Source organism: Paraburkholderia phosphatilytica, from assembly GCF_003443895.1.
GTDB lineage: Bacteria > Pseudomonadota > Gammaproteobacteria > Burkholderiales > Burkholderiaceae > Paraburkholderia > Paraburkholderia phosphatilytica.
In genome coordinates this window covers 141,010-165,850 of record NZ_QQOA01000011.1, presented here as the reverse complement: position 1 = coordinate 165,850, position 24,841 = coordinate 141,010, and the positions used below count along the sequence as shown (strand labels likewise).

Sequence of the window (24,841 nt, the reverse complement as noted above, 5' to 3'; positions counted from 1 at the left end):
GCCGCCTGGAGGCCCGCGATGCTCCACTGCCAGAACCGCCCCGCCATCACGCCCCCGCCCATACGCGCACCGGGTGAGGACCAGCAGCTGCTGCGTGACGCAGCAGGACGCCTTGCGCGCGAGCACCTCATCCCGCTGCTCTCCGTGCCTGCACAGCCGCACAGTCGCGCCCGGAGCGCGCGCCTCGCAGCGGCACTCGGCCTTGACGCGCTGATACTGCCAGTCACGGCAGGCGGAGCAGGTGTCAGCCAGGAGGCCCTCTACGCCGTGATCGAGCAGCTCGCACACGGTCCACTGGACAGCGCCGCGCTGCTCACGCTCAGCGTGCCCGCGCTCCTCGTGCTGCGCGCCCATGATGCCCTGCACCGTCTGGCGGCACCGGACATGCGCAGCTATCTCGACGGCACCACATCCGTGAGCCTCACCGTACCGGGCGCGCATGCGTGCACGCTGTGGCGGCTGCAGCTGCACGAGCACGCCGCAGGGTTTGCCATGGTCCGCACGTCCGGCGCATCCGGCGCATCCGGCGATTGCCGTCTGGTGCTCGCCACCGGCGATGACTGGACCAGGGCCGTCACGCACCGGCATCCCGTTGCCTCGGTCGGGGCGCTCGCCCTCGAGCGGCTGCAGGTGAGCCAGGCAGGTCTCTCGCGATGCGAGGCGCTCGCTGCACCGGCGGACGATGCGCCGCCCGTGCGCGAGTGGCTCACCGAGACCGGCTCGTACCTCTGCGCACTGCTTGCCGGTACCATGCAGCAGGCCGTCGCGCTTGCGCTCGACCACACCACCACCCGCCACGCATTCCGCAGGCCACTTGCAGCACAGCAGCTGGTTGCCGCCCGGCTCGCCGACATGCTGGTCGCCACACACGTGAGCACCCTTTTCCTGCGCAGCGTGAGCGCAGCAGCCGGCGCCACACGTGCGTGTCTCGCACCGCAGGTGTTCCGGCACGTCGCGCTTGAAGCGGTCGCCACTACCCGAGAGCTCGTACAGCTCTGTGGCGCTCACGGCTACGTCGAAGGCCTGCCTGCGGCTGCGTGGTTCCAGCAGGTTCCGCCGCTGGCGAACCTGCTGCTGCTCTCGGCAGACGCGCTGTGTACGCGTGCTGCGGGCGCTGCGCGGGCAGGCTCGCCATGAAGTGCGCTCCACACCCGGGCAGCGCCGGGCCCAGACCCGCGCGCGCGTCACCAGTGGCCTCCCCCACGCCTTCTGCCACGCTGTCTGCCTCCCCTTCTGCCACGGTCCGTGCAGCCGGGCACTGCTGGCTTCGTGAACCTGCAGGCGACGATCTGGTGGCCATCGAGGCGTGGTTCGCGAACCCCGCGGCGAACCAGTGGTTCGATTTCGGTCAGGGTCGGCAAAGCCTGCCCATGCACGCCCTGCGGGCCATGCTCCTGGGCGGGCGGCATTACCTGCGTGTGTTCGGTGAGGCGCCCCGGGCCGAAGCGTGCGGCCTTGTCGCCGTAAACGACGTCACGCATCCGTTTGCCAGTGGCTCGTTCTGGGTACTGCGCGATCCGCTGTGCCATGCCCGCCCCGGCATCACCTGCGACGCATCGGTGTGCATCCTTCGTGAGGTCTTCAAGCAGTACGGGCTGCGCAGCGTCTCGGCCTGGGCCGTGGAGTGCAACGTGCGTTCACAGCGCCTCCTCACGCGCGTCGGCTTTCGACGCATTGGCCTGCAGCGGTACTGCCACCGGCTTGACGGACAGTACGTGGGCAGGATCCTCTATGACCTCGTGCCCGCCGAGCTCGACGACGGGCGGTGGACGTCGTGCTCCGCATGAACACGCCAGTCATCACCGCACTCGCCACGCACGTCCCGCCCGCAGTGACGCAGCGCCGGTGGAACAGGATCGCGCGTGAGCTCGCCCGCACCGCGCCCGCAGGATGGGCACCCGCAATCTGGCGCCCCTGGTTCGACGCATACCGTACCGGTCATCCGGACGGCCCCGCGCGCGGCCACGGACACACGCGCAACGGCAGTGGCAACGCGTGCGGCAGCGCATACCAGGGCCCGGTTCCTGTTGAATCCGGTGACGATCTTTCGGGACTCGCTGCGCGCGCCGCAGGCATCATCCTCACCGGGCGTCAGCGCCGTGCGCCCGCGCCGGACGTCATCATGTTCTGCCACAGCTGCCTGAACGAGCACGTCTCCACCACCACCGCGGGACGCCTGGGCTCGCTCGCCGCAGGCACCCCGTTTGCCTTTGCGCTGTCGCAGCAGCAGGGCGCATCGGTGTTCACCGCGCTGCGGCTCGCCTGCGACCTTTTCGTGGCGGAGCCCGCGTCTGACGCAGTCCTCATCGTGGCGGCCGAGAAATGGCGGCCCCCGTTCAGCCGGCAGGTGCCACGATCACTCATGCATGGAGACGGCGCAGGTGCGCTGCTTCTTGAGCGCGGCCCGCGCGAGGGCCGCGGACTTCGCGTACTCGGCACCGTGACGCAGACGCTGGCGCCCGCCACACCTGCAGCGCAGGACTGGCCCGTTGCGCCCGCCGCCTTTGCACCAGTGCTCGCCAGACTGATCGACACGCTCCTCTCGCAGCACCGCCTCAGCACCTCGATGATCACGCACACAACCGGGCACCCGGTCGCCCTCTTCCCGGCGGGTACGGTCCTGCGTTATCCGCAGCTCATGGCATGTTCTCCGGGTAGCGCACCGTCGTGTTACCTCGGGGCAGCCGACATCATCGTGCGTCTTTCGGGACTGCCCCGCGCACAGGCCCTGCCCGCAGGCAGCCTTGTGCTCGCCTGGGGAATCGGGCCCGGCGGCTTTGCAGGATGCTCGCTGCTACAGGTGCAGGGAGCGCCCGGTCAGTGGATTGCCTGCCCCACAGCGCCTTGCCCATGAAGCCACAGATCGGTATCGCCCACGCGGCGTACTACCTGCCAGGAGGCGTGCGGGATGTCTCCGGATGGGCCGCCCGCACCGGAGCGCCCCGGCACCATGCGATGCAGCTCGGGCGCGCAGGCGCGCACCTTTATCGCGACGCTGCGGGTGAAAGCGTCCTGACGATGGCAGCAACGGCCGTGAAGACGCTGCTCGATGAGACCGCCCTCGAACCCGCGTCGATCGACTGTCTCGTCTACACGCACACGCTGCAGATGAGCGTCGCGCCACCGCCCCTGTCATTGCCCCGCCTGCTGTGCTGCCATTGCGGGCTCGCGCGTGCCGAAGCGTTTTCGTTCTCGCAGCAGCATTGCGCCTCGCTCCTTGCCGCGCTGCGCATCATCCGCGCGATGTTCGCCGCGCGCCCCGCGCTTGCCCGCGTGCTGCTCGTCGGTGCGGATGCAATGCCGTATGAACCGGACCGGTCAGTCAACGGTGCGGGACTGATGAGCGATGGCGCAGCCGCTGCGCTCATCGCGCGCAATACGCCCGCGAACCGGCTCGCAGCACTGGCCACCCACACCCGCGCAGACGACTGGCGAGGCGCGCTTGCGCCCGTTCATCCACTGCGCGCCGCACAGGAACTGCTCGATGCGCGTGCGCTGATACGGCAGGTGTGCGCACAGGCAGGCCTCGAGCCCCACGCCATCGGGCGCGTGCTGCCTCATCACCTGGACCTGCCAGGATGGCGACGGCTGCTTGCATCGCTGGATATCCCCCCGGAGCGCCTTTACGTCGCAAACTTCGCGCGCATCGGGCATGCAAGCGTCAGCGATGCGCTCATCAACCTGCGCGACTGTACCTCGCTGCAGCATGGTGAGCCGGTCCTGCTCTTCGCCAGCGGTGTAGGCGGTTTCTCGGCTGCAGCACTGCTGCTGCACTGACGTTGAATCCCGTCGCGCACCTGCCCGGGCATACGGCCCCGGCAGACCATTGCCATGCCAGCGAACGTGCATCGCGCCCTGCATCCCGCACATGCTGCGCCAGCCTGGACGGCACACGTATGTACATACAGTCAGGACTGCACATCATGAAACGAACGGTAAGCGTCATCATGTCGTCATCTGCGGCGTGCCGCCCTAGAATCAGCTGGAGGACGGGTTATGCGTGGCGCCCCGTGGCGTCACGCCGCAGGGCGTCACCGTACAACCCCGGTGGCAGGCATCGCGCAACGTTACGTGTGATGCGCAGGAGCGTCGCATAACAGCGTGTCCGCAATGGGTTTCATCCATTCCGGATCACCCGCGGCTGGCATCAGGCCTGCCGCCAGCATACAGGTGCGGCGATGAACAGACTCAACCGGCGCCGCGCGCCTGCGGCCCGTCGCGGCCGTCCCGATGGGCCCGGCGTCGCGCGCACGCTGCTTTCCGCCATCGCGATGCCGTTTGCGGGCACCGCGGATGTGTCCGAGCTTGCCATCTCCTTTGCGCACGCAGCGCGCGCGCTGGGCTTTGCCCACCACGTGGTCAGCCGCATCACGCGCAGCCCTGCAGCCGCGAGCCGCGAATCACACATCGAGATCATCTGCGGGCACTATCCCGACGGGTGGGCACAGCACTACCTGCAGCACCACTACGCACAGATTGACCCGGTGCATCGCGCCGCGCAGTCCTTCACCACGCCCTACAGGTGGCGCAGCATCATGAGCCTCACAGCCCGGGAACAGCGTCTGCTCGATGAGGCCTCGGAAGCCGGGCTGCCGGACGGGATCAGCATACCCATCCATCAGCCCGCGGGAGGCATCCTGCTTGTCAACCTTGCTGCGCCGACCGCCGTCGTGAGCCGCATGGCAAGACAGCGCCTCGCCTATCTTCTCGGTACGCAGTTTCACTTCGAATTCCAGCGCCTCGCGCAGCTCGGCAACGACGCCGCGCCCGGCCACCTGACGCCCCGGCAGTGCGAGTGCCTCACCTGGGTGGCCCGCGGCAAGTCATCCTGGGCCATCGCCCAGCTGCTCGGCCTGTCCAGCCACACAGTCGAATATCACATCACCGGTGCCATGAAGGCGCTCGGCGTCAACAGCCGTACAGCGGCAGCTGTCCAGGCGGCGGTGCTCGGACTCATCCGGCTCTGATGCGTGCCACACGCGCCTGATGCCTCACGCGGGCGCACCGTACGGGCGTACCGCGACCCCGCGGCCACGCCCCGGTCCCTGCCCGTGCTGACGGCTTTGCGCCAGTCGATGGCCGCACGCAACCCCCGAAACCTGCCAGTTCAGGTGCACCGCCCATCCCGCTACCTTCGGGCTTTCGGATAACGTCGACACGACAGGAGAAAGCCGTGACAGTCATCGTTGCAGGCACAGTGAATGACCTGCCCTCCGCTATCACCAGCAGGCTGGGCGCCTACCGGTACCAGGTCTTCGTCGAGCGCCTCGGCTGGCGCCTGCCACTGGCGGACAGGACCGGGGCCGTGGAATGGGACCAGTTCGACAGCACGGTCGCGATCCAGCTGGCAGCCCTGGATGCCAGCGGGCAGGTGTGCGGCTGTGCGAGACTCATGCCGACCACGGGTCGCCACCTGCTGCGCGAGGTCTTTGCAGATCTGGCCGCCCCGGGCGCCTCCCCGGTGTCGCCCCGCACGTGGGAGCTCTCCCGCCTGGCCGCGACACCATCGCGCGGATGCACCGGTGCGAAGGAAAGCGGCGGCGGGATCTCACTTTTTGCGAGCGCTCTCGCACTTGCCCGCTCGTTCGGCGCGAACCGGATCGTTGGTGTCCTCACACCGGCGGTTGCGCGCCTGTACCGCCGTGCCGGACTCGAACTGGAGCCGCTGCAGCCCGATGCGCCAGCCTGCGCACCGGTCCAGGCCTGCGCAGTCAATATCGTACCCGCCACGTTTGCCCGGCTTCACTGTGACCCTGAAGAACTGCTGGGCTCGGTCCACTGGTTCGGTCCGTGGCCGCCGGCATGCGCCGCACCTGTCACGCAATCCCTAGGGGGCGCCACGTGAGCCCCGTTCACCCTCGCATGCCGCAATGCCGGCACACAACGGAACAGCGCGCGGCGTCCCTGTACATGCACCATCCGCCGTACCCACCCCTGCGCAGGTCACGGCATGCCGCAGGCAGCGTCTGTGGTGACGGTGATCGTCCTCCTTCACCCAGTCGGGACGGATTGCGGCAGCGTAGGCCTGGGCGCTTCGCGATGCATTGCCATCGGCCTGGGAGCGCAGGTTCAGGCGCTCATCGAGCGCTCTTGCAACGGTCGAAGATTTCGGCGCACTGTTGCGGTCGCATCCGGCCCAGTAGGTGCGCATCGTATCGATCAGTACCGTGAGCACTGTGGTCATGTACGGAAGCCGGACAAGCACGCCACCGGCGTCGTCCGCCTGCAGGTCCTCCCGCCGATCAGCAGGCATCGTGTCCTGACCCGTGTCCTGACCCGTGTCCTCATCCGTGCCCTGCGCCGTGCGTGCAGGTGCCCTGAACATCTCCAGTTCACGTTCAAGCCGTTCCTGCGCCCAGTAGTGCAGCGTCGCCGAATGCGCGAACGCCATGCGCAGCTCGCCCAGCTGCTGCTCCCTGTGCTTCAGGAGCAGCGTGAGCCTGGCTGCTTCGGCTTCGGCCTGCTGCACGCGCAGCGCGAGAAGCTGCGCTGCACCGTCAGGCCTCTGGTCCCGTTCACTGGCAGACGCCTCGCACCTGTTTCCGGACCCGCTCATGACAGCTCTCCCAATGAAGGCACCCGGTCCTCGCGCCGTATGGCACGCTGGACACTATCGAGACATGTGCCGGTGGATGCGCCGGTCATCGACTGCCATCCGGACGGCGCCGGCCTGGTGCGTGGAGAAACGGGGGACCATTGCAGCATCGATTCGCACCCGCGCCATGCCCGCTGTCTGCCGGACCGTTACGTTTTCCCGCGGGATGGTTGCGTCGTCAACTGGAAAACCTCACAGGGTGCGGATCCCGTTGCTGCAGGGACGCGATCCGGTAATCCTGCGCAGTTCGACCAGCGGGGGATCAAACCGGCGACGCCGGATAGCAGCCGTGCCGCTCGCGCCGGGATATCCCCATTGTCCCCATCCCATGCCGGCAGCCCTTTCATCTGCAACGTCGCCGGATGGGTACAAACGCCTGCAGGCCGTTCGCCTTCCCGACTGTTCGAATGGTCTGCCGCGCTCACTGCTGTCGCGCATTGCAGCGGCCGGGTCGCACATGAACCATGCGATGCGGATTCCGGGGAATCGAGGCTGAGCGGCTCCGTCCACATCAGAGCGCCACGGGATCGCCATGAAACCCCGATCCCCTGAAACGTTCTCTCCAGATCCCTGCACCCTGAACCCGGACGGCAGCCCGCCAGGCAGCCACGGGCAGACTTTCGCCTCGAACGGAGGAACTTCACATTCCTCGCGCCTTGCCCGGACGGACCGGCCGGGAGCTGCCCGGCGCGCCGGCGGGACCGATGGGCACGTCGCTTGCCCCTGCGCACACAGACGGCTACCGTAGACAGTCCACCCCACGACAGGACGCGCGCCGGTCCGACACGCCGGCGCAGCAGCACAGTACCCTGTCGAACCTCAAGGAAAGATGCCATGCAGCTGTTCCGTGCCCGTGCGATGCGCGCAGTGGCGCTGCATCCCGCGACTTTCATGCTGAACGCGATGAAGGCGTTCCGCGCGAACCAGGGCTTCCTGCTCGCGGGCGCGGTCGCCTACTACGCGCTGCTGTCGATCGTGCCGCTGCTGATTCTCGTCGTGATCGGCCTGTCACACGTCGTGAGCCGCGCGCTGCTGTTTTCCACACTCACGCGCCTGCTCGAATGGCTGGTGCCAAGCCAGGCACAGGCAATCGTGGGCGAGCTCGCGAGCTTTCTCGTGCATCGCACCGCAATCGGCTGGTTCCTGTTCGTGACAATGGTCTTCTTCAGCTCGCTCGCGTTCACGGTGCTCGAGAACGCAATGTCAGTGATCTTTGTGCACCGGGTGGCCATCCGCCGGCGTCACTTCCTGGTCTCCGCCATCCTTCCCTACTGCTACAGCCTGTGCCTCTGCGCTGGCGTGCTCGTGGTGACGCTGGTATCGAGCGCGCTGCAGGCAATCGGCGCGGACAGCATCGACCTGTTCGGCTACCGGATGCCACTCGTCGGTCTCGCGCGCGCGGTGCTGTACGCACTCGGTGTGGCCGGTGAGATCTTCGTCCTGACGTCGATCTATCTGGTGATCCCCGTGGGCCGGCCCGCGCTGCGTCACGCCTTCTTCGGCGCCGTGTTCGCCGCGATCCTGTGGGAGATCACGCGACATGTACTCGTCTGGTACTTCGCAACGCTGTCGCAGGTGAGCGTGGTCTACGGCTCGCTCACGACGGCGATCGTCGTGCTGCTCAGCCTCGAGATTCTCGCCATGCTGCTGCTGTTCGGTGCGCAGCTGATCGCAGAATATGAACTTCTCGCGAGCGGACAGCGCATTGACCGGCCTCGCCAGTTCAGAACCGGGGCTTTCTGACGCAAACGTTTTACATCGATTCATTTATCGATAATCGGACTCTGTGTTAACCCTGATTCGCCAGATTCAGATCTTTCCAATCCTCACAAAATCCCGGTATTTTTTCCCACGCAAGAGAACTTTAGCGCCGACATCAAAATAAATTCGGAAAAAATATCCGGATTCAATGCGCCTGCCACTTCAGCATCGGTGGTCCCCAGCCGTTACTACATCCTGGCGGCCAGCACCCGTGAGCGACATCGTGCCTGGCCTGAAAGCATCCGCGCTCTCTGGGGGAAAAAGCATGTTCGTCGCAATTGGTTGGGTCATCGTGATCGGCTCCGTGATCGGAAGCTTCATGGGGGTCGGCGGCCATCTGGCAGCGCTCGTCCAGCCCTTCGAGCTGCTGTGCATCTTCGGTGCGGCCATTGGCGCGTTCGTCGTCAGCAACCCGACGAGCACGCTGAAGAAGACCATCAAGGCGCTGCCGACGATGTTCAAAGGCGGCGGCTACACGAAAGAGAAATACCTCGAACTGATCGCGCTGCTCTACGAACTGCTGCAGAAGGCGCGCAAGGAAGGGATGATGTCGCTCGAAGCGGACGTCTCTGCGCCCGAGGAAAGCGCGCTCTTCCAGAAATATTCGCACGTGCTGCACGACCACCATCTGCTCGACTTCATCGTCGACTATCTGCGCATGATGTCGGGCGGCAACGTGAACGTGCACGAGATGACGGACCTGATGGACGAAGAGCTGTCGACGCACCACGCGGAAGCGTCGGTTGCCGCGAACGCGATCCAGAAAATGGCGGACGGCCTGCCCGCATTCGGCATCGTCGCCGCGGTGATGGGCGTCGTGCACACGATGGGTTCGGTCGGCGCGCCGCCGGCCGTGCTCGGCGAGATGATCGCGGGCGCGCTCGTCGGCACCTTCCTCGGCATTCTGCTCGCGTACGGCTTCATCGGTCCGGTGGCCGATCTGCTGAACGCGAAGGGCCGCGCGGAAGCGAAGCCGTATCAGTGCGTGAAGGCCGTGCTGCTCGCGTCGCTCGGCGGTTACGCGCCGCCGATCGCCGTCGAATTCGGCCGCAAGGTGCTCTTCACCGCCGACCGTCCGAGCTTCCAGGAGCTCGACGACGCGGTGCGCGCCACCAAGATGCCGAAGTCGGCTTGAGCGGAGCTGCGTGATGGCCGATCAGAAAACACCGATCATCGTACGTCGCAGGAAAGGCGACCACGAGCATGGTCACCATGGCGGCGCGTGGAAGATCGCGTACGCGGACTTCGTGACCGCGATGATGGCGTTCTTCCTGCTGATGTGGCTGCTCGGCTCGACCTCGAAGTTCGACAAGCAGGGCATCGAAGACTATTTCAACGCGCCGCTCTCGAGCCTGATGGGCGGCCCTGAAGGCACGTCGGTCTCGCGTCCGAACGTGATCAACGGCGGCGGCCGCGACATCTCCGACACGCGCCCAGGCGAGGGCAAGCGCACCCAGGCGCAGCCGACGCCTCCGCGCGCGGACGTCGTCACGACGCCGGTGCCCGCCGACCTGTCGCGTCTGCAGCAACTGAAGGACAAGCTCAACGCGCTGATCCAGACCAGCGCGATCCTGCGCGATTTCAAGGATCAGATCCGCATCTCGATCACAAACGAAGGCCTGCGCATCGAGATCGTCGATTCGCAGAACCGGCCGATGTTCGCATCGGGCAGCTCGAAGATGGAAGGCTACGCGACGACGATCCTGTCGCAGATCGGCTCGACGTTGAACGACGTGGACAACCGCATCTCGATCGCGGGCCACACCGACTCCGTGCCGTATCAGCAGGGACCGGCCGGCTACTCGAACTGGGAGCTGTCGTCCGAACGCGCGAATGCAGCGCGGCGCGCACTGGTCGCCGGCGGCATGCACGAAGACAAGCTGCTGCAGGTGCGCGGCCTCGCCGACGTGCAGCCGCTCGATCGCAATGTGGCCGATGAGCCGACCAACCGGCGCATCAGCATCCTCGTGCTGAACAAGGCCGCGGAGCAGGCGTTCTTCCAGGACGGCGGTCGTGCGGAAGTGGGCGATGCGAAGGGCGCAGCCCCCGCAAGCGAAGTGGTTCCGACGGTCGCGCAGAAGCTGCTGCCGGCGGTGCACAAAGCGTCCTGATCGCGGCCGCGACCGGCCCGCGTTCAATCCTCATCGACAGTGGCGCGCAGATGTTCGCGCGCCGCCTCGAGAATCTCATCCGATAGCGGATCGTCGTGCATCGCGCGCGCGAGCGTCACCGCGCCCACCAGCAGCGACAGCTTCGCGAGCGCCGCGCGCCGCGCGCGCTTCGTGCGGCGCGCGTGAGAAAACGACAGCAGCATCTCCACCATCGCCTTCACGCCACGCGTGTACACGCCGCGCACCGGCTTGTCGTCGCTTTCACGGCCGATATCCGTAGCAAGCGAGATCACCGGACACGCCGTGCCCGGCTCGTCGCACTGCCTGCGATTGAAGTAATGCGCGGCGAGCGCGGCGACGAAGTCCTGCTCCAGTGGATTCGCTTCGACGAACGACTGCCAGCGCGCAAGCGCCGCGTCGAACGCCCGCTCGCAGGCGACCGACGCGAGTTCGTCTTTCGAGTCGAAGTGGCCGTAGAAGCCGCCATGCGTGAGATTCGCGGACGCCATGATGTCCGCGACCGATACGCCGTTGAAGCCGCGCTCGCGAAAGAGGCGCGCGGACGCGGCCTCGATCAGTTCCCGGTTCCTGTCGGTCTGCTCGCGCGATACGCGTGGCATCGTGACCTCCTGCCAGTGTGGTGACGCCAGGCGGGCGCTCAGGTAGCGTACTGCGCTTCGCCGTTGCCGAACGACCAGTTTTCCTTCGCCACCTCGACGAGATTGATGAACACGTCTTCCCGACGCAGCGCGACGCGCTGGTTCAGACGGTCCGCGACCGCCCTGTAGAACGCGCGCTTCATGTCCAGGCTGCGCCCCGCGTTCAGCGTGATCTGGATCAGCACGCATTGCGCGGAACGTTCGATGCCGAGGTAGGTTCGATCGACGATGATGTCGTTCGGCGAGTGCTCGCTCACGACCACGAAGCGGTCGTTCTCCGGCACGTTCAACGTGTCGCGCATCGCGTTGTAGACCTCATCGGCCACGGCGCTGCGGTATTCGGCGGATTGACCTTCGGCAAGCTCGATACGGACGAATGGCATGACGGCTCCTCACTGGTGGGCAGACGAAACGGCTGCAACCAGCATAGATGATGACCGTCATTTATTCAATAGATGATGGATGACATTTATCTGACCGCGACCGCGGCCGGAGGTGACCGGTGGCGACCCGGTAGCCGCTCGGTGACCACTCAGTCACCACTCAGTGACCACTCAATGCAGCGTGCCGAACAGACGGGATGCGGCATCGACCGGATCGAGGCCGTAGCGCTGCAGCGCGAGCGCGCGCGTAAGCGTCGCATCGTCGAACGCGCGCGGGGTCGTCGCGAGCCCCGTGCGGGAGGCTTCGCTGATCCACAGATGCACCCATGCACGCAGTTCCGCGGAACGGTCGTTCGAGAATTGGTCGAGTTTCATCTGCAGTTTTCCTGTCGTTGCGGCATCGGCGAAGGTCGTACGAATCGCCTGCGGCCGGAACGGATTCCGGTGTCGGTGCATCGTCGTGACGGCGGCGTGACATCCGCCTGAGTTCACGATAACGGTCGATACACCGCGAACCTTGAGACCCGGCGAAGTAACGAAAACATTTCCCAGCCTTTCTTCGCGATCGACACGGCGGGGCCGCATCGCCAGCCCCGCGTGTAAGGGCTACACGCATTTTTTACCAGCCGCGTAACGGTTGCATTTCCTTGTGCATAAGGACCGCCTTATCCACACGCCGGCGCACATTTCTGTGGATAACCTCGCCGCTTCGCCGCGCGCGGGGGTCGTATCCGCGGCGCGCGGATAACTTCGCGAATCGCGCGCGCGGCGCATTCCTGCGGATTCGCGACGCAACGGCACACATCGCGTGCGCTCCGCTTCGGCTATCCTTGATGTAAGGACTGCGGGAAGGACTGCCCCCAGCCCGCAGCCTGCTCTCTTCACCACACCGGACACCATGCCTCTTTACGAGTACCTGTGCGACGACTGCGGACGCTTCGAGATGATGCGCCGCGTCTCCGAGCGCGACGAACCCGCGCTCTGCCCCGAATGCCATGAGCAGGCCGGGCGCGTGCAAACCGGCGCGCAGATCCGGCGCAGCGCCAGCGCATCCGGCGACGATGCCGGCTCGTACGGGTTCCAGCATCGCGGCGGCTGCTCGTGCTGCAGCTAGTCGCGCAACGCTGGTCGCGCGGCTGGCGGTGCACGACCCGCGGCGCGCGACAAACGTCACACCACGCGGCACGCCTTACACTGGCACCTTTGATCAACGTGCCACGGCATCCGCATTCATGACTTCGCAACCAGAGGGTCAGGTTGACCCGGTCGGCTCGCCCGCCCGCGGCATTTTCCTGCACACCGGATGGCGCAGCGCGGGCACGTGGGTATGGTCGCGGCTGCGCGCGCTCGATCACGTCACCGCGTTCTACGAGCCGTTCAGCGCGCTGCTTGGCGACCTGAAGCTCGCGGACATCAACGTGATCCAGCCAGCGATGACGTCGGGCCACCCCGCGCTGAAGAAGCCCTACTACGACGAGTACCGGCCGTTTCTGCAACCGGACGCGCGCGGCGTGACGGGTTATCGCAAGCGCTTCAGCATCGACCGCTTCGCGCCCGTCCCCAACGACGAATTCCCGCCGCAGCACGCGTATCTGCGTCAGCTGTGCGGGCACGCGCTCGACGCGCACAAGGTGCCCGTGCTCAAGTTCTGCCGCACGTCGGGACGGCTGCCGTGGCTTGCGGCCGCGTTCCCGGACGCGATGCACGTCGGCGTGATGCGCAATCCTGTGTCGCAGTTCATGTCCGGCTGGCAGTTGCATCAGCAGTGGTCGAATCCGTTCTTCGTCGCCGCGCCGTTCCGTGTACTCGGCATCGATCAGCGCGAGCCCGACGTCCGGCGTGCAATCGATGCGTGCGGCGTGCGCCTGCCGCCCGAACCCATGACGACCGTCGACGAATACGCGGCAGCATGCGAGCGCTACGCGCGAACCGTTGAAGGCGGCCACGCGTATCGCGCATTCGTTGCGCTGTGGGCGCTGGCCGCCACGCGCATGACGGGCGGCATCGATCTGACCGTCGACATGGATCGCATCGGACAATGCGCCGACTATGTCGCGACGCTACGCACGGCATTCCGCGATCAGGCAGGCGTCGCGCCCGACTTCAGCGGCGCGCGCAATCTGGTCGACGAAACGAAGCGCAGCGCGTCGCGCATCAAGGGCATCGATGGCGCAACGATGCGCAGCGTGCATGCCGCCGCGCGCCAGTTCATCGCGGCGCATGCCGACGCGCATCGCATGCCCGCCGACATCGCAATGCTGATCGCCGGCAAGCTCGCGCTCGCCGACGAACTGTCGGCGCTATGGCGTTAGCGGCTCGCGATCCAGCACGACGCTTCGCGGCGCGCGTAGTGTGCAATTACGCGCCATGCGAAGCGACGCGTGCTTCAGGCACGCACGCGATGCACACGCTTGAAGAAAACGCTTAAAAATCCGGACACCTCGCCTTTCGCGAACACGATTTTCTGTGCGCGCCCGCGCTTCGCAACACGTTCAAGTTCAAACGCACCCGAACGCCGGTCGCGCCCCTCCGCCCATAGCGCGCCCGGCCTTGCGCAATGAACTGCCGATTCAATCAAACGACCTCGTTTCGTGTGATGTTTTCAAACTGCGCGCAAACGATTGCAGCGTCGCAAATCCTTCCCTAAAGTTTCGCCGCCCGGCTCCGTTGACGCATTCACAACGACTTCCCGGGCATCAGCGCAGTTCGATTCGCAGCCTGAGAAGTGCCTGGTTTTTTTGCCCGTGAGCATTCGATCGCACGACCTCACAGGCCACTCACTGCGAAGGACTCCAGTTGAAATCGATGCTGCAAACAGGCATTGCGATCGCAATGCTCGGGGCAAGCTGTGCGCTTTCGATCCCCGCGCACGCCACGCTCGGGGGCAACGTCGCGAGCATCGCGAGCGATGCCGCTGCGATGCACGCCACCGCCCACACCGTCACGACGCAGGCCGCGTATGCCGTGCATACGCTCACGCTGCCGGGCGGCACCGTCGTACGCGAATACGTGTCGACGGCGGGCGCGGTGTTCGGCGTCGCGTGGAATGGACCCACACTGCCCGACCTGAAGACGACGCTCGGCGCATCGTTCGACACGTACGTTGCCGCGAACGCGACCCGCCACGTGAACGAAGGCGTGTCGACCGACAGCCTCGTCGTAGTCTCCGGCGGGCACCTTCGCGCGTTCGCCGGTCATGCGTATCTGCCGCCGTCGCTGCCTGCCGGCGTCGACGCGAATGCCATCCAGTGACGGAGCGATCATGCGTACCTTCCGATCCTTCGCCACGCCTGTCGTTGCCCTCGTCTTCTCGCTGATGGTCGCTGCATGCGGCGGCGGTGGCGGCGGTTCGTCCGCCACGACCAGCACGTCGGGCGCAACGCAGTCCACGACCGCGGTTCCCGCAACCACCGCGCTCGCCGCGAACGCGGTGGCCGTCACGGTCGACTCCGGCATCAGCAACGTGCCGAACATGCCGTTCGTCAGCGTGACCGTGTGCACGCCCGGCACGTCGCAATGCACGGCGATCGATCACGTGCTCGTCGACACCGGCTCGTGGGGGCTGCGCATCTTCGCATCGCAACTGCCGTCGGGCATGACGCTGCCGCAGGAACAGGATGCGTCAAACCATGCGCTCGCCGAATGCATGCAGTTCTTCGATGGCTACACGTGGGGTCCGGTGCGGACCGCCGACCTGAAGGTGGGTGGAGAAAAAGCAGCGTCGCTGCCGATCCAGGTGATCGACCCGAGCTACAGCCCGGTGCCGACCGACTGCTCGAACGTCGGCGCGTCGCGCAACACGCCCACCGCGCTTGCGGCGAACGGCGTGCTCGGCATCGGCGTGTTCAGGCACGACTGCGGCTACAACTGCACGCAGCAGGCCGTGCCCGCCACGTACTACGGCTGCAGCGGCTCGAGCTGCACGTCGATTCCGCTCGCCGAATCGCTGCAGGTCGCGAACCCGATTCCGTACTTCACGACCGACAACAACGGCTCGATCCTCGAGCTGCCCGCCGTCAGCGGCGATGCGCAGGCGAGCGTCACCGGACAGCTCGTGTTCGGCATCGGCACCGGGAGCAACAACGGCCTCGGCAGTGCGCAGGTGATCGGCGTGAATGTGAACACGGGCGTGTTCACGACCGTGCAGAACGGCACGACGTTCACGTCGAGCATCATGGACAGCGGCTCGACTGGTCTCTTCTTCCAGACGGGCGCGCTGCCCGCTTGCGCGAGCCCGGACAACGCGTACTATTGTCCGGCTTCAACGCAGCAGCTGGGCGCGACGATCGAAGGCGTGAACGGCACGACCAGCGCGGTGAACTTCGAGGTCGGCAATGCGCTGACGCTGTCGCAGACCTACGGCAGCGACGCGGCGATGCCGCTGCTCGCGGGTCCGGCCTACGTGCAGTCCGACGTGTTCGACTGGGGCCTGCCGTTCTTCTACGGCCGCAACGTGTACGTGGCGATCGAACAGCAGTCGACGCCGGGCGGCGCCGGCCCCTACGTCGCTTACTGACCGGGCGAGGCGCTCACTGCGCCTCGATCTTCTTCGGCTTCGGCGGCGTCTGCACCTTGTTGTACTGGAATTCGGGCGTCGCCTTCAGCGCATCTTTCGTCGCGCCGGCCAGATAGAAGTTGCCGTTGCGGATGTCGAGCGAATCGATCGGCACCGCCACGTCGTGCGTCGCCATGCCGAGGAAGCCGCCCGTCGAAATCACCGCCGCCGACAGCGAACCGCCGGGCGCGACCACGAGATCGAGAATCGCACCGATCTTCTCGTTCTGATCGTTGTACACGGGCTTGCCAAGCAGGCTCTTCTTCACGCTCCAGCCCTGCAGCAGCGCCTGCGACTGCTGGACCGTCACGCCCAGCGGCTGCGTGCCCGCCACCTGCGCATTCGCCGCGTCATTCGCCGCGCTACCCGCCGCGAACGCCGCGGCAATCCACACTGCTTTGCCCCATCCCATCGCGTTGCTCCTCTTCACTGGAAGTGCGACGCCGTCAGCAGGATGCGTGCCCGGGTCTGTCACCGAAAACGCGCCAGCCAGCGCCAGCGCGTATCATCGGCGTTTTCGATCGACCGAAAGCCCATGACGCCCAACGCACTGAATTTTTCCGGCGGCCCCGGCGCGCTGCCCGCCACGGTGTTGATGCAGGCGCAGGATGCGATCGTCGCGCTGCCGGAAACGGGCGTCTCGGTGCTCGGCATGAGCCATCGCTCGGACTGGTTCCGCGCGATCCTCGACGAAGCCGAACAGAATCTGCGGCGCCTGCTCGGTGTCGCCGGCGACTACGCCGTCACGTTCCTGCAAGGCGGCAGCAGCCTGCAGTTCGCGATGATCCCGATGAACTTCGCCGCTGCGCCGCAAGGGCCGCCGGCTTACGTGACGTCCGGCTACTGGAGCAACCGCGCGACGACCGAAGCCGCGCGCGTAACGCCACGCGACGTGCTGTGGGACGGCCGCGCCGGTCACTACCGGCAGCTGCCCGACCTGTACGCGCTCGAAGTCGCGGAGACGGCCGCATATCTGCACTACGTATCGAACGAAACTGTCGAAGGCCTGCAGTTTCCGGTGTGCGACGAACCGTTCGCGGTGCCGCTGATCGCGGACATGTCGTCGGATTTTCTGTCGAAGCCGTTCGATGCGGGCCTGTACTCGATGATCTACGCGCACGCGCAGAAGAACCTCGGTCCCGCCGGCGTCACGGTTGCCGTGATCGACCGCGAGCTGCTCGAACGGATTCCGGACCATCTGCCCGCAATTCTCGACTTTCGCACCCACGTCGCGCACGCGTCGAACTACAACACGCCACCCGTGTTCGCGATCTACGTGCTGACGCTGATTACCCGCTGGCTGCTGAACGACATCGGCGGACTCGGGGCGATCGAGCAGATCAACGCGCGCAAATCGAAGCATCTCTATGACACGCTCGATGCATTTGGCGGCGCGGTGCGCATTCACGCGGCCCCGCAGTGGCGCTCGCAGATGAACGTGTCGTTCACGTTTGGCGACGTGCGGCTCGACGAAGCGTTCGTCGAACACGCGCACGAGCTCGGCATCGTCGGGCTCGACGGGCATCGCTCGATCGGCGGGCTGCGCGCGTCGCTCTACAACGCCGTCACCGAAACGGCGGTCGATACGCTCTGCAACGCGCTGCGGCAATTCGGCGCCGCGCATCTGTGACGCCAGGGGCCGATCGCATGACCATCGACACGCTTGCCGAGATCGACCGCGAACTCGACGCGCATCCGCTCGACGTCGCGCTGCATCGCCGAATGGTCGATGCGCTGCGCGCCGCGAACGACGAGATCGGCCTGCTCGCGTTTCGCGTCGCCGTCGAAACCTTCGACGACATCGCGGCCGGCGCGAACTGCTCGCTCGCGATTCCGCTTTACAACCTCGCGACCGTGCTCTACCTGCGCGGCCGCCCTGCCGACGCGCTGCGCTGGTACCAGCACGCGCTGGGCGTCGACCCCAACCTCGCGATCGTGCATCAGAACCTCGCGGCCGTGCTCGATGCACTGGGCCGCAATGAAGACGCGCAGGTGCATCGCACGCGCGCCTACACGTTGCAGCGTGTGTACGTCGAGCCCGCCGAGCATGCGCCGCGCCGCGTGCTGGTTCTGTGCGCGGGCCGCGCGACCGGCAACACGCCGTTCGACATGCTGCTGCCGCTCGGCGCGACCTACCGCATCAAATACGCGATCGACTGCGCAGACGAAGCGGAAGACCGCCGCCTGCCGCCGTTCGATATCGTGTTCAACGCGATCGGCGAGCCCGACGTCGCGCACGTGTTGAGGCCGCGCCTCGAGCGCTTCGCCGCGCAATGCGGACGCCCCGTGCTGAACCGCCCGGACCGCATCGCGCGCACGCGGCGGCATCAGCTGCCCGAGCTGCTCGCGGGCCTCGACGACGTCGCCGTCGCGCCGTGCCTGCTGCTCACGCAGTTGCCCGCTTCCGCGGACGCGCTCGATGCCGCGCTCGCGGAAGCCGGCATCGCACTGCCGGTGCTAACACGCCCGCTCGCGTCGCATGGCGGCGAAGGGCTGACGCTACACACGACGCGCGAATCGCTCTGGCACACCGTGGAAGCGCTGAACGGCCACTGCTATCTGACCGCGTTCATCGATTTTCAGAGCGACGACCGGCACTTTCGCAAGTACCGCACGATCTTCGTCGATCGCAAGCCGTACCCGTACCATCTCGCGATCGGGCCGCACTGGATGGTGCATTACGTGTCCGCCGGCATGGATGTGCAGTGGAAAATCGACGAGGAGCGGCGCTTTCTCGAAGACACCGGAGCGGCGCTTGGCGCACGCGTGGCGAATGCGTTGGCAGCAATCGGTGCACGGCTCGATCTCGACTACGGCGGCATCGACTACACGCTGCTGCCCGACGGCCGCGTGCTGGTGTTCGAGGCGAACGCAACGATGCTGATCCACGGCGAACCAGCCAACAGCCCGATCGCGCACAAGAACGCATTCGCGCAGCGTATCGTCGCGGCGTTCGAGCAGTTGCAGGCGGAACGCACGCAGGCTCGCCAGGCGTGACGATTCACACGGGCCGGTCGCCCTCGTATTCGGGGCGCACTCCGTGCGGCAGCCACGGCTCGCGCCGCTTCACCCACAGTTCGTATTGCGGCTCGTAGATGCCGGTGCGATCGAACGCACCGAGCGGCAGTTCGACCTCGTCCGTATCGAGCCCGTCGAGAAACGCGACCGAACCACACACAGGACAGAAGTGCCGTCGCCCGGTTTCCGAACTGCGCCACGCTTCCGTTCGACCCTGGACGGTCACGTCCTTGCCGTGAAAGATCACGAACAGGGCGAACGGTGCGCCCGACACGCGTCTGCACGTCATGCAGTGGCACATGCCGACGCGCTTCGGCGGTGCGCTCACGCGAAAGCGCACCGCGCCGCACGCACAGCCGCCCTCCTGAACAACGTCGGAATGCGGATTCGATCCAGTGCCGGTCGATGTCATCCTCAGCTCCTCCCGATGGAATGCCGCGCGAGCCGCAGGATCGGCGCCGCGCGGCATATGCGAGCTTACGCCAATGCACGCGAATCGACCTTCACGCGCAGACCACCGGCGGCGTCGCCTGGAAGCTTCGGGGCGAGTGACAAAAAATTAAACCCGCCTGCCCCTCGCATCCGGCTTACGCAGAGTCCGGCTCGAGCGTGTTCAAATTCCCCTCCAATGTCGCGATTGCTTTCAGGACATCATCAATCGGAGGCAACTCCCTGAAAATCATGCCACCCATCGCTGCGTAATCTCGGACCAGCGCGTCGTGCATGCCATCGGAACGCGCCAATGTGAAATTGCCGCGAGTGGCTGCGTCAAGGCCGAGATCCGCGCTGCCAAAGAAAAGTCTGGCGTGCTGCGCGCAGTCCTTCGCGAGGCAATGATTTGCCTGCCACGCAGCCGAGTCTGGGTGTTTCAGCAACTGGTAGATATCGTAGTAGTGTCGGGAAACGCGCTGCCCGCCGTGCCGTAACTCGCCTCTTCGGTCGTGCCATTGTCGCAGGCCGTGCAAGATGATGATCTTGTCCCAGAACGTGCGTTCAGGCTTGACCGTTGTGACATTCCGTACGGCAAGGTCCAGATCGGGCAGATCGTCCGCGATGTAAGGTTTGACTGTGGCCACTTCGTGTGGATCCAACGCCGACTTGGCGCCTGCTTCTATCTTTACGGCCGAACGGATGTAGTCCTTTGGATCGGCGGTCACGACGGGGTACCAGAACAGCAGCGTCTGCCGGTCAGGGTCATCAGCATCGAACTCAACGCGGAATTGATCTGCGGGAATCGTCGTTTCAGCGATTTCTCGGAAACGCACAGCCATCTCTTCAGCTATGTAGTGCTGACAAGCATCACGAATGCGCTCCAATCTGGCTCGGCGCTTTTTGCCGCTCAGGGCGTCCAGGTCCTCCACTTCCGCCGGCTCGCCGATGTCTTCCCGGAACACCGTGATATCAATGTCCTCGGAGAAACGCGAAATGAGTCCGAACGCTTTCGACAGCGACGTGCCGCCCTTGAACAGCAGACGAGGGCCGTCCTTCGGCAAGCCGTTAAACAGCGCGTCCAGGGTCCAGCACACCCAGAAATCCTTTTCGACGTTCTGGACTGCCGTCCCCATTCGGGCGGCCGCTGTCAAAAAGAGATCGCGCCGCTCGTCGTTCTCAGCTTGAATAATCTTGTCGAAATTCTGATTCATGGCCGCACCTTGTTGCTCGTAGACCTACGCTTCCCGGCTATGGCTTCCTGCTGATGCATGCCTTTTTCGTCCGCCAGCGGTCCGCCTATCAATGGATCGCAGCCGGGAAGTTTCCGAATGAGTTCCTGCATCCATGCCGGTAACTTGCTAAAGCCAATGAGCAGGTCTTGGCGAATGGCGTCTCCTTGTGCAGGGTCAGCCAGAAGCGCGGTCAACCGTTTGAGAACTCGAGGGTTGTCCGACGGCAACATATCTTTCAACCAGTACAGCGCCTGCACCACCCGCATCGCCGGGCGGCCAGCCCAATACAGGCGACTCGGTGCGGTTAGCTTGAAGTGGACGGTGAGGTTATCGAGTTGGATGGATCGGCGACGCGAATCCGTATGGATTGTGACCATAGCCGGTACTGCGTCCGTCAAACCGAGATCGTTTGCAGCAGTCATGCCGTCGACCATAAGACGCAATTGGTCTCGACGTGCAATTGCATCGATGACCGCCCGGTAGTCCGGAGCTGTGGCTTTCCTGGTAAGGCTGTTAATTTTGGGTCGATCGTATAACCCACGGTCGATCCGGCGCAGCCGGCCAGCGACAACGAGGCGCTGCAACACCTTATCCACGGCGTCGCGGCTGCCAAGATGGGAAAAATCGGCCGGCACCCACACACGGCCTGGCTCAGATGCCTCTGTGTAGCTAACAATCTGGGTTTTCAAGTCATTCATAATCACACCTTGTCCGATATTTGTATATTTTTTTCGGACGAAGGTCAACCCACACGCACAATCTGTCCGAAATTTGTACACTTTTTCCAGACAGTACCCGCTGAATAGCTACGGATCGTGTGACAGTAAGCGCACGACGTCCCTGCCGCGCCGGCCGTCCCGTGACCCTGTCATTGACATAACCGAGAGACAGGGACAAATCACCGGCGTGCCATGGAGGGCCGGACATCCACGACAGGGGCTTCTCGCAGAGGTTCATGAAGTGTCTACGGCCCGCACTGCGCCGGCAGCCCGCAGGCTCCCGCAGCGAAGTGACCGCCGCGCAACGTCTTGTCGCATGATGCGCCGCGTGCTCGCTGAAGAATTGGCAGACCCGACGCTCACCCGGCTCAAGGAGAAGGTCAAGCGGGTAATCTCCCGCTGAAATGTACTGCCAATGACAACGCTATCCCGACCATCGAACTTAATCCGGACCGCATAACCCTTGTACCGCATCGCATTCATGGCTCATTCTCACAACGCTCAATTCACATCCGGCATTCCGTTCACAATTCACGTATTCCGTCTCTCACGTTCGATATCACCAAAGACACCATGAATGCAATCTGGGTAGCAGCAATCACCCCGCTGGTCACGTTTTTTCTTTCCATTATTGGTTTGACCGGATTCACCGGCTACGCCATCTTCCGTCTGAATTCTCCACAGATCATTCGGGAAAAAATATGGAATGCTTTCGCCGGCGACAAGGACTTTAATGATGAAAAGCTGAAATCCTTTTCCAACCATCAACTCGACCTGACACGCTTCCGCGTCGTGTATGGTGTGCAGGCCCGGTCGGTTGCGGATCTGCACCGCCTGCTGTCCTGGATGGCACGCCATCAATTCACGCCCGCCGATGTCAAACGTGCGCGCCGATGGATAGACCCGTCCAGGCACCATCCGCTCAACGCCCCGAGCAGGCTCCGTCTCATCGCGCGCCTCGTCGTAGCTGCGATCATGTTTGCCGGCTTCACGGTGGTTCAGGACAAGGCGACCAACTCCAGAACCACGATGATCCGCATGCGTGTGTCAAAAACATGGATGTGGAGCGACGGCAAGAGCGTCGAAGGTGTATTGGGTCAACCGTGGAGGATTGACGCCCAATCCTGCGCCCGACACACGCTTCCCGGCAGATCGATCACCGGCCTGACCGACGGAGAAACGAGCGCGATCTGTCAGGGCATTCCCGGCGGAGACCTCCAGACCACCGTAAATGACGGATTGCGGTATCAGCGGTGGAGTCTCGCCGCGATTTCAGTTTTCCTCTTTCTTGCCGGAATCAAAACCGGCTTCACCCTGTGTTACGGCATGCGGGCGAGAGAGCTCGCACAAAGACTGTCGCCAGCCACGCCGTCTCAGGCGAATCCTCGCCGGCCCAGGAAGAAACCCGCGCCTTCGAACGACAGAAGAGAGTCAGCGTAATCTCGCCGCCGTCCGTAACGTGGATACTCGCAGCTTGTCCGAAATTTGTATACTTTTTTCGGACAGAATCTGCTGAATGGCTACGGATCAAGTGCGCGTTGTTTACCGGCCGTCTCAAGCCATTGATTGAAAATGGTAACTCCTGAAAACCCCTGCTCCCGCTCAATACCCGACACGCTTCTCGATCTCGCGGAAGCGATGCGTGGAGCGATAGCGCTGGAACCACGGGTTGGTGCGAAGCTCACACATGCGCGGCGAGCGCTCCGCGAGCGCGATGTCGAGCCAGCGATACATCTCGTCCGCGTTCCTGAGCCGCGCGTAGATTTCGGCGAACAGCAACGGCGACGTATACCCCCGGCGTCCGCGCGCAACGAGATCGTGCAGGTACCACTGCAGTACCGCGTCGTATCCGCTCTGCCGGAAGATCGTGCGGATCGATTCGGCCCGCGTGAACTCGCCGCAGCGGGTCAACGCTTCCGCAGTGGCCTCCACCGCATCCTCATGATGGCCCTGCACTTCGAATGCCGTAGCGAGCAGCTGGTACACAAGCGGCGAACGTTCGCCGTTTCCAGCCACGAGACTGCTGTGCGCGACCTCCTCGTAATGGCCGGCCTGCACGAGACCGAACACTCGCGAGCCCTCGAAAGCAAGCGGATCCGCGCGCTCCGCGCGTTCGAACTGCGCGCGCCCCTCGGCCTCGCGGCCCTGTACCAGCAGCAGACGCGCATAGAGACGGCTCGTTTCCGCGTGATTCGGATTCAGACGCAACGCTTCGAGAAACTCTTCTTCCGCCCTGCGCCAGTCCCAGTCGTAGAAGTAGTACACGCCGGCCAGCGCCTGGTGCGCTTCTGGCAGACCGTCGTCGAGCTCCAGCGCGCGCAGCGCGGTTTCGCGCGCTCGCGGATAGCCTTGAGACGACGGATAGCAACCGTGCGCGGCTGTCGCGCCATACACGTTCGACAGTCCCACGTATCCGAGCGCATAGGTCGGGTCCCGCTCGATCGCGGTTTCGAAATAGCCGCGAGCGCGAATGAAATCTTCGACGCTCAGCGCATGGTGCGCGGCGAACCCGGCGTCGAAATGCACGCGCCGCGTCCAGTAATAGCGGCCGCGCAGAAACGCGTCGTGCGCGGAAGGATCGATCGGCAGGCGGCGCGCGAGCATGCGGTCCTGCTGCTCGGAGAGCGAAGGCGACAGTTCCGTCGCGAGCGACATGCCGAGATCGCGCTGGATATCCAGCACGCCGTGCGCCGCCGCTTCGCGCGCACCGGCCCAGATCTGCGCCTGATCGATGCAGCGCACCAGCTGCGCCAGCACGCGCACGCGGCCCTCGCTGCAACTCACCGCCCCTTCGATCACGTAGTCGAGACCGAGCTCCTGCGCGATCTCCGCGATGCTTCTCGGCGTGTCGCGATAGCGCGCCGCGGTCGTCCTCGCGATCATCGACACCTTATCCGGATTCAACGCGCCCAGATTCGCCGACGTCTCGTCCGCGAGCGCATCGCACAGGCCCTGCAGATCGGCGCTCTCGGAGCGGTCGCGAAACGGCAGCACCAGCACGCGCACCGGTGGTGGCGGCGCGATCGGCGGCAGGTCCGGCACCGCGATCTGCACGACCTCGAGGCGATACCCTTTGCCCTTCACCGTCAGCAGATTGCGCGGATGTTCCGGGTCCTCGCCCACCGCGACGCGAATCTTGCGGATCGCCGTGTTGATGCTCGTATCGGTATCGCGAAACGGGCTACCGCCCCACAGCGTCTTCACGATGTCCGCGCGCGTGACCAGCTGGCCGCTGCGCGAAGCCATCAGGATCAGCAGTTCCATCGGCAGGCGTTCGAGCGGCACGCGCTCGCCGTCGCGCAGCAGTTCATAACGCTCGACGTCCAGCACCGCCTCCGCAATCCGGACAGGACCACGCAGATTCACGGGCACGCTC

Annotated in this window: 25 protein-coding genes; 16 read left to right on the top strand and 9 right to left on the bottom strand. The window is 65.0% G+C overall.

From position 1 onward, the window contains the following. Positions 1-18 precede the first annotated feature (18 nt). The 6 genes from DVS29_RS14455 (at position 19) to DVS29_RS14430 (ending at position 5,845) form a co-directional block, all read left to right on the top strand. Positions 19-1,137 carry an acyl-CoA dehydrogenase family protein gene (locus DVS29_RS14455; RefSeq protein WP_118181146.1) on the top strand — a complete coding sequence of 373 codons (1,119 nt, stop codon included), beginning with the start codon at positions 19-21 and terminating at the stop codon, positions 1,135-1,137. Further along, positions 1,134-1,787 (top strand): GNAT family N-acetyltransferase, encoded by a 654-nt coding sequence (locus tag DVS29_RS14450; RefSeq protein WP_118181145.1) that lies wholly within the window; start codon positions 1,134-1,136, stop codon positions 1,785-1,787. Before DVS29_RS14455 ends, DVS29_RS14450 begins: the two co-directional genes overlap by 4 nt. Then, positions 1,784-2,854 (top strand): 3-oxoacyl-ACP synthase, encoded by a 1,071-nt coding sequence (locus DVS29_RS14445; RefSeq protein WP_124800638.1) that lies wholly within the window; start codon positions 1,784-1,786, stop codon positions 2,852-2,854. The genes DVS29_RS14450 and DVS29_RS14445 overlap by 4 nt, the downstream gene beginning before the upstream one ends. Continuing rightward, positions 2,785-3,777, top strand: coding sequence for a 3-oxoacyl-[acyl-carrier-protein] synthase III C-terminal domain-containing protein (locus tag DVS29_RS14440; RefSeq protein WP_338069329.1), 993 nt, complete (start codon positions 2,785-2,787; stop codon positions 3,775-3,777). Before DVS29_RS14445 ends, DVS29_RS14440 begins: the two co-directional genes overlap by 70 nt. Before the next feature lie 401 nt (positions 3,778-4,178). Then, positions 4,179-4,967 (top strand): LuxR family transcriptional regulator, encoded by a 789-nt coding sequence (locus DVS29_RS14435; protein WP_205962452.1) that lies wholly within the window; start codon positions 4,179-4,181, stop codon positions 4,965-4,967. 206 nt (positions 4,968-5,173) lie between these two features. Further along, complete coding sequence (locus tag DVS29_RS14430) at positions 5,174-5,845, top strand: acyl-homoserine-lactone synthase (RefSeq protein WP_164707911.1); 672 nt, start codon at positions 5,174-5,176, stop codon at positions 5,843-5,845. On the opposite strand, the gene DVS29_RS14425 is transcribed toward DVS29_RS14430, so the two are convergent. Next, positions 5,828-6,556 (bottom strand): hypothetical protein, encoded by a 729-nt coding sequence (locus DVS29_RS14425; protein ID WP_205962451.1) that lies wholly within the window; start codon positions 6,554-6,556, stop codon positions 5,828-5,830. The two genes, DVS29_RS14430 and DVS29_RS14425, sit on opposite strands and share 18 nt — an antisense overlap. An 873-nt stretch (positions 6,557-7,429) precedes the next feature. Here DVS29_RS14425 and DVS29_RS14420 point away from each other — a divergent pair. The 3 genes from DVS29_RS14420 (at position 7,430) to motB (ending at position 10,467) form a co-directional block, all read left to right on the top strand. After that, the gene (locus DVS29_RS14420; RefSeq protein WP_118181141.1) at positions 7,430-8,338 is read left to right on the top strand and encodes a YihY/virulence factor BrkB family protein; all 909 of its coding nucleotides are present in this window, start codon (positions 7,430-7,432) and stop codon (positions 8,336-8,338) included. Positions 8,339-8,621: 283 nt separating this feature from the next. Next, entirely contained in the window at positions 8,622-9,491 is an 870-nt protein-coding gene (motA, locus tag DVS29_RS14415; protein WP_118181140.1) for a flagellar motor stator protein MotA, read from the top strand. A gap of 13 nt (positions 9,492-9,504) precedes the next feature. After that, the gene (gene motB, locus DVS29_RS14410; RefSeq protein ID WP_118181139.1) at positions 9,505-10,467 is read left to right on the top strand and encodes a flagellar motor protein MotB; all 963 of its coding nucleotides are present in this window, start codon (positions 9,505-9,507) and stop codon (positions 10,465-10,467) included. Between the two features lie 23 nt (positions 10,468-10,490). Here motB and DVS29_RS14405 read toward each other — a convergent pair whose 3' ends face one another. The 3 genes from DVS29_RS14405 to DVS29_RS14395 all read right to left on the bottom strand — a co-directional run bounded on the left by DVS29_RS14405 (position 10,491) and on the right by DVS29_RS14395 (position 11,884). Then, on the bottom strand, positions 10,491-11,087 hold the full coding sequence (locus tag DVS29_RS14405; RefSeq protein ID WP_118181138.1) for a TetR/AcrR family transcriptional regulator: 597 nt from the start codon (positions 11,085-11,087) through the stop codon (positions 10,491-10,493). 38 nt (positions 11,088-11,125) lie between these two features. Beyond that, positions 11,126-11,509 carry a tautomerase family protein gene (locus DVS29_RS14400; RefSeq protein ID WP_118181137.1) on the bottom strand — a complete coding sequence of 128 codons (384 nt, stop codon included), beginning with the start codon at positions 11,507-11,509 and terminating at the stop codon, positions 11,126-11,128. Between the two features lie 171 nt (positions 11,510-11,680). After that, positions 11,681-11,884, bottom strand: a complete 204-nt coding sequence (locus DVS29_RS14395; RefSeq protein WP_118181136.1) for a hypothetical protein — start codon at positions 11,882-11,884, stop codon at positions 11,681-11,683. Between the two features lie 523 nt (positions 11,885-12,407). On the opposite strand from DVS29_RS14395, the gene DVS29_RS14390 reads away from it, so the two are divergent. From DVS29_RS14390 to DVS29_RS14375, 4 genes are all read left to right on the top strand, one after another. Beyond that, positions 12,408-12,623, top strand: a complete 216-nt coding sequence (locus tag DVS29_RS14390) for an FmdB family zinc ribbon protein (RefSeq protein ID WP_118181135.1) — start codon at positions 12,408-12,410, stop codon at positions 12,621-12,623. Positions 12,624-12,741: 118 nt separating this feature from the next. Beyond that, entirely contained in the window at positions 12,742-13,821 is a 1,080-nt protein-coding gene (locus tag DVS29_RS14385; protein ID WP_118181134.1) for a hypothetical protein, read from the top strand. A gap of 493 nt (positions 13,822-14,314) precedes the next feature. Continuing rightward, on the top strand, positions 14,315-14,761 hold the full coding sequence (locus DVS29_RS14380) for a DUF2844 domain-containing protein (RefSeq protein ID WP_118181215.1): 447 nt from the start codon (positions 14,315-14,317) through the stop codon (positions 14,759-14,761). Positions 14,762-14,771: 10 nt separating this feature from the next. Next, a complete protein-coding gene (locus DVS29_RS14375) occupies positions 14,772-16,025 on the top strand; it encodes a DUF3443 domain-containing protein (RefSeq protein ID WP_118181133.1) in 1,254 nt (417 codons plus the stop codon). Positions 16,026-16,038: 13 nt separating this feature from the next. Here the strand turns inward: DVS29_RS14375 and DVS29_RS14370 are convergent, their stop codons facing one another. Then, positions 16,039-16,476 (bottom strand): PRC-barrel domain-containing protein, encoded by a 438-nt coding sequence (locus DVS29_RS14370; RefSeq protein ID WP_118181132.1) that lies wholly within the window; start codon positions 16,474-16,476, stop codon positions 16,039-16,041. 123 nt (positions 16,477-16,599) lie between these two features. Between DVS29_RS14370 and serC the strand changes: the two genes are divergently transcribed. Together serC and DVS29_RS14360 are read left to right on the top strand one after the other, a co-directional pair. Beyond that, entirely contained in the window at positions 16,600-17,694 is a 1,095-nt protein-coding gene (gene serC / locus DVS29_RS14365; protein ID WP_118181131.1) for a 3-phosphoserine/phosphohydroxythreonine transaminase, read from the top strand. Between the two features lie 17 nt (positions 17,695-17,711). Then, positions 17,712-19,061, top strand: coding sequence for an ATP-grasp domain-containing protein (locus tag DVS29_RS14360; protein ID WP_118181130.1), 1,350 nt, complete (start codon positions 17,712-17,714; stop codon positions 19,059-19,061). Positions 19,062-19,065: 4 nt separating this feature from the next. Here DVS29_RS14360 and DVS29_RS14355 read toward each other — a convergent pair whose 3' ends face one another. The 3 genes from DVS29_RS14355 to DVS29_RS14345 all read right to left on the bottom strand — a co-directional run bounded on the left by DVS29_RS14355 (position 19,066) and on the right by DVS29_RS14345 (position 21,444). After that, positions 19,066-19,494, bottom strand: coding sequence for a GFA family protein (locus DVS29_RS14355; protein ID WP_118181129.1), 429 nt, complete (start codon positions 19,492-19,494; stop codon positions 19,066-19,068). A 175-nt stretch (positions 19,495-19,669) separates the two neighbouring features. Beyond that, a complete protein-coding gene (locus tag DVS29_RS14350) occupies positions 19,670-20,725 on the bottom strand; it encodes a nucleotidyl transferase AbiEii/AbiGii toxin family protein (RefSeq protein WP_118181128.1) in 1,056 nt (351 codons plus the stop codon). Further along, positions 20,722-21,444: a DUF6088 family protein gene (locus tag DVS29_RS14345; protein WP_240655604.1), complete on the bottom strand. Its 723-nt coding sequence runs from the start codon at positions 21,442-21,444 to the stop codon at positions 20,722-20,724. The genes DVS29_RS14350 and DVS29_RS14345 overlap by 4 nt, the downstream gene beginning before the upstream one ends. Positions 21,445-22,038: 594 nt before the next feature. On the opposite strand from DVS29_RS14345, the gene DVS29_RS14340 reads away from it, so the two are divergent. Continuing rightward, positions 22,039-22,905, top strand: a complete 867-nt coding sequence (locus tag DVS29_RS14340) for a DUF6216 family protein (RefSeq protein WP_118181127.1) — start codon at positions 22,039-22,041, stop codon at positions 22,903-22,905. 162 nt (positions 22,906-23,067) lie between these two features. Here the strand turns inward: DVS29_RS14340 and DVS29_RS14335 are convergent, their stop codons facing one another. After that, entirely contained in the window at positions 23,068-24,831 is a 1,764-nt protein-coding gene (locus tag DVS29_RS14335) for a winged helix-turn-helix domain-containing protein (RefSeq protein ID WP_240655602.1), read from the bottom strand. Positions 24,832-24,841: the final 10 nt, after the last annotated feature.